This is a genomic window from Bifidobacterium sp. POST2/T3 (B1) (genome assembly GCF_058197115.1).
In genome coordinates, this window is the sequence record NZ_JBVPQK010000256.1 from 1 (window position 1) to 3,767 (window position 3,767).

Genomic DNA, 3,767 nt, shown 5'->3' on the forward strand with positions numbered 1-3,767 from the left:
CCCGTGCCTGAACGGGATGGCGCTCATAGGGAGCGCCCCGAGGAAAGGCACAAGATCATGACCGATGGTCATTTCATGAACAATACTGCTTCTGGATCAGAACCGGAGTCTGAAGGAACTCCATCCCAGGTCAGAATCCCCTCCAAACGGTGGAGGGTGGTGGATATCGCCGTAGCCTCGGTCATCGGGGTGGCCTCCGCCGTCATCTACTGGGTGGTCGCCATGGTAACCACCATTCCCTGGTCCTTCCTGGACGGGGTTGTGCCCGGTCTAGGAGGTATCCTCAATGGCCTTTACCTATTCGCCGGGCCCTTGGCCTCGGTCATCGTGCGCAAGCCGGGGGCTGCCGTCTATGCCGAGCTGGTCGCCGCCATCCTGGAGTCGCTGCTGGGCAGCCTTTGGGTGCCTGTGGAGACCATACTGATCGGCCTGCTTCAGGGCTTCATGGCTGAGCTGGTCTTCATGCTGTTGCGTTATCGGCGTTGGAACATGTCCACGGTGGCACTGTCGGGTGCTGCCGCTGGTTTCGGTTGCTGGCTCTACTCCTTCTGCACGCATCTGCAGGCCATCAACCTGACCGGTCCTTATGGTGTGATCTATCTGATAGCCACCCTGATTTCGGGCGCTCTGATCGCCGGAGTACTGGTTTGGTACCTCTACAAGGCCATCGCCGCAACCGGGGCACTGGACCGCTTCGCCTCCGGCCGCGATATTCGTATGGCCGGGAAGTAGAGGCTCGGTCGTGGACCAGAGCGTCCAAGACAATCCCTATCGACCCGCAGCCTTGGAACTGCGTGGCTGGGGTTATCGGCATGCCTACAGGAACCACTTCGCCGTCAGGGATTTGTCCCTGAGCATTCCTGCAGGTCAGCGGGTGCTTCTGCTGGGAGCCTCTGGCATTGGCAAATCGACCATCCTTGAGGGTGTGGCCGGATTGCTGGGCGATCATGCCCCGCAGAGTGGTCAGGACCAGGTTGAGGACGATGAGGGCGGAGTGACTCAGGGCCAGGTCCTGATTGACGGCAATCCCGCCGTATCCAGCCGGGGGCGAGTGGGTTTGGTCCTGCAGGATCCGGATGCTCAGGCCATCTTTCAGCGGCTAGGCGACAATGTGGCCTTCGGGCCGGAGAACATGGGGCTGTCCCGCGAGGAGATTTGGCCACGGGTGCGAAAGGCCATGGCCGAGGTGGGTTTGGCTGACCTGCAGCTTACCCGGTCCACCATGCATCTGAGCGGAGGACAGATGCAGCGTCTGGCTTTGGCGGGCGCCCTGGCCATGCAGCCTGGGTTGCTCTTATTGGACGAGCCTACGGCCAACCTGGACCCGGTCGGCGTTGAGCAGATAGTCGATGCCGTCAGAAAGGTCCTGGACCGGCAAGGCTCCACCATGGTTTTGGTCGAGCACCGGGCAGGGCCTTGGATGGACATGATCGACCGGGTCATCGTGCTTGGGCTAGGCGAGGTTGAAGATGGCGCCGGCGGTTCGGGTGCTGCGGTCTATCGCAAGACTGTCATCATGGCCGACGGCAGCCCCCGGGAGGTCTTCACTGATTCCGGGTTGGACCTGGCATCCCTGGGTGTCTGGGTTCCAGAAGCCTATAGGAGCGCCAGGGATTCACTCCCCGAGCTTGGACGGGTCCAGGCCAGTTCAAGGCAATCCGGATTCGGCCAGGATGATCATCCCGTCCTGCTGGTTGCTCAGGATCTGGCGGTGGGCCGCCAGGGTAAGGCAGTGGCCGAGCACATCAATCTGGAATTCAGGGCCGGTCAGGTCACCGCCTTGGTCGGGGCCAATGGGGCTGGCAAGTCCACTCTGGCCATGACCCTGGCTGGTCTGCTGGAGCCGGTTGCCGGTTCGGTCCTTGCCCAGGATCGCCTGCTCCGAGGACCCCAGGGGCATAAGCCTGCGGAGCCCGAGCCCATCCGGTGGACCTCATCCCAGCTGGCGGCGCGCATCGCCTATGTCTTTCAGAATCCCGAGCATCAGTTCGCCCGAGGCATGGTCCTGGATGAGGTCAAGCTGGCCCCCATCCGCACCGGCATGACCGAGGACCAGGCCCAGGCCCGCGCCCTGGGATTGTTGGGGCGCTTCAGGTTGAGGCAGTACGCGCGTGCCAACCCTTACACGCTCTCTGGCGGCGAGAAGCGGCGGCTCACCGTGGCCTCAGCTCTGGCCGCTGCACCCCAGGTGCTGATCCTTGACGAGCCCACCTTCGGCCAGGACAGGAACACCTGGGTCAGCATGGCCCAGCTGATTGCAGACCTGCGCGACCAAGGAGCCTGCATCATCCTGGTCACCCACGACCGGGAACTTGTCCAGGCCCTGGATGCCCGCCTGGTGGAAATGACGCCTCCGGGAGTCCAGAAGGCCGTCTGGCCTGTAGCCGGGTCAGATTTGCAGGCTCATCAGGAGACTGTTGCTGCCAGACTGACCGTCACGCCCATGGATCAGCGGGATGAGCCAATCAAGCCGGCCAGCAGGTCGTCCTATATAGCCTCCATCAATCCGGCCTTTCGGCTGATTGGGGCCTTTCTGGCGGCTCTGCCCCTGCTGATCAGCCTGGATCCGGTCTCGGCCACGACGGCCCTGATCCTGGAGTTTCTGCTACTGGGCGCGGCAGGCTTCACGCCCCTGCGCGTGGTCAGATCCACCTGGCCCATCTTCCTTGGGGCGCCTGGTTCTGCCCTGGCGATCATCCTCTATGGCAAGAGCGGCGGCGCCACTTTCTGGCAATGGGGGATGATCCACATCACCCAGCGCTCACTGGACCTGGCCTTGGCCACCGCGTTGCGGATCCTGGCCATTGGAATCCCCGCCATCATCACTGTTCTGGGCATCGATGCCACCGACCTAGCCGATGCTTTCAGCCAAGTGCTCCACCTGTCTGATCGCTTCGTCTACGGCGGATTGGCAGGTATGCGGCTCTTCACTGTTCTTAAGGATGATTGGTCGGCGCTGACCGCCTCTCGCCGCAGTCGTGGACTGGGCGATGAGAACCGCTTTAAGGCCTTTATGCCCCAAGCCTTCGCCCTGCTGGTTCTATCCATCAGGCGTTCGACGACATTGGCGACAGCCATGGAGGCTCGAGGCTTCGGTGGCAGCACACCGCGCACCCATGCCAGGGTCTCCCAGGTCGGACCACGTGATGTGGGCTTCCTGCTCATATGTCTATCTGTGCCTGCAATCTCACTGACCGTGGCTGCGCTGACCGGTTCCATCGCCTTCTTCGGCAACTGACTGTCAGGGTTTTCCGCAGCAGACTCCAGATATGGAGGGACCCCGGTCCTTTCCACCTCCCGCAGAGAGGGGAAAGGACCGGGGTCCGCCTGTGGTTGGAAGCGCTGGTCTTTTACCTGGCCAGAGTGGTGTTGATGTTGCGCACCTCGTCGAACCGCTTGGAGGCATCCTCCCAGTTGACGATGTGCCACCAGGCCTTGACGTAGCTGGCCCGGTCGTTCAGGTACTCCAGGTAGTAGGCGTGCTCCCAGAGGTCCAGCAGGACCAGCGGGAAGATGGTGACTGGCAGGTTGCCCTGGTGGTCGTACATCTGCAGGGTGACCAGGCGCTCACCCAGCGTATCCCAGGCAAGGACGGCCCAGCCGGAGCCCTGGATGCCTGCGCACATGGACTCGAAGTATGTCTGGAAGCCCTGGAAGGACCCGAACTGATCCTCGATGGCGGCCTTGAGTTCGCCAGTGGGCTCCTGGCCGATGGCCGGGGCCATGTTCTTCCAGAAGATGGAGTGGTTCTTGTGCCCGGCCAGGTT

General features: G+C 62.4%; 2 protein-coding genes and 3 pseudogenes. 4 read left to right on the forward strand and 1 reads right to left on the reverse strand.

Translation table 11 applies throughout. The annotated features are described in order from the left end of the window. The first annotated feature begins 75 nt into the window (after window positions 1-75). The 4 genes and pseudogenes from AC0AP0_RS10050 to AC0AP0_RS10065 all read left to right on the forward strand — a co-directional run. Window positions 76-732, forward strand: coding sequence for an ECF transporter S component (locus tag AC0AP0_RS10050; RefSeq protein WP_490430365.1), 657 nt, complete (start codon window positions 76-78; stop codon window positions 730-732). A 10-nt stretch (window positions 733-742) separates the two neighbouring features. Continuing rightward, window positions 743-1,303, forward strand: a pseudogene (locus AC0AP0_RS10055) (energy-coupling factor ABC transporter ATP-binding protein); the annotation flags it as partial. Between the two features lie 213 nt (window positions 1,304-1,516). After that, a pseudogene (locus AC0AP0_RS10060) lies at window positions 1,517-2,200 on the forward strand (ABC transporter ATP-binding protein); the annotation flags it as partial. Window positions 2,201-2,497: 297 nt separating this feature from the next. Then, window positions 2,498-3,238: pseudogene (locus AC0AP0_RS10065) on the forward strand (energy-coupling factor transporter transmembrane component T family protein); the annotation flags it as partial. A gap of 112 nt (window positions 3,239-3,350) precedes the next feature. On the opposite strand, the gene AC0AP0_RS10070 reads toward AC0AP0_RS10065, so the two are convergent. Then, window positions 3,351-3,767: superoxide dismutase (locus AC0AP0_RS10070; RefSeq protein ID WP_490430364.1), on the reverse strand; the 417-nt coding region annotated here is incomplete at its 5' end.